The organism is Pseudolactococcus laudensis (assembly GCF_013449735.1).
Taxonomy (GTDB): domain Bacteria; phylum Bacillota; class Bacilli; order Lactobacillales; family Streptococcaceae; genus Pseudolactococcus; species Pseudolactococcus laudensis.
Map to the genome: position 1 here is coordinate 1 of NZ_JACBNY010000069.1, position 1,020 is coordinate 1,020.

At 33.3% G+C, this 1,020-nt stretch carries 1 pseudogene; it reads left to right on the forward strand.

Going from position 1 to position 1,020, the window contains the following annotated elements:
- A pseudogene (locus tag HZR21_RS11520) lies at nt 1-127 on the forward strand (IS5/IS1182 family transposase); the annotation flags it as partial.
- Nucleotides 128-1,020 lie beyond the last annotated feature (893 nt).

The following is a 1,020-nucleotide window of genomic DNA, read 5'->3' on the forward strand; positions in this document are numbered from 1 at the left end:
TCCAAAAGACGAAAATGAATTGATTAAAGCAAATAGGGTACCAGTGAATTGGACGAAGAACAAAAGAGCACAGAAGGATACAGCTGCTCGCTGGACAATTAAAGGTAATGAGAGACACTATGGCTACTTAGACAGAACTTTTTGAGGATAAAAATGTTCAAATTGTTGTCCGTTGCAAAGAAAGTTTCAAGAATGAAGTGAAGTTTTTGGCAAAAGAAAATGGACTTGTTTTATCTAATTACATCAAATATTTGTTAGCGCAGGAACTAAAGAAAGCAAAAAAATAAAAGGCTTGTGGTAGCCTTTTATTTGGGAGGTTTTTATGAAAAAATATTTTAGGGTAATTCTATTATAGTATGATTGCCTTAAATCAAAGTTAATTGCTTGTTGATATTATGATATAATATCACTTGTAGAAAAGTTAAGACGGTGGCTATCTTTGAGAGGTGGTGGTGCTTATGAAAGTAAACATCAAAATCTATAGAGAGGAGATGCCTGTTTGTCAGTCTATCAAGCTTTAAGCTTAATGATTGCTTTTGCAATTCTAGTCTTAAAACTTAATGACAAGAACAAAAAATAACCTGTCTTTAACTTTGGCGAGTTGAACAGGCTATTATAGAATTTTAATTTGCCACCGTCTTAAACGGTTCTATAGGGAACGTGTTAGCGCACGTTCTTTTTTTTACTTTATACCTATATTATACTGATATAAAGTAAATTAGTCAACAAAGATATTTTGTCGCCAAACTTCAGGCGCGTCAATCAATAACCAAGAACAGAATTAGGCGACAACTTTTAAATGTCGCCACGTTTACAAACCTGCAGGCTGATTCCTGGTTTAAATTTTGGCGACAATGGCTACCTCTTGACCTTTTTATTTTTGATAGTATCATTTTCTCGATCTCTAACATTTTCTTTGACACCCTGATAGGTTTTATATTTCTCAACAATGTCATGAAATCGTTCATTTAACACTTGTCTTTCAAATTTCACTTCCTCGATAGTTTTATTTAGATCACC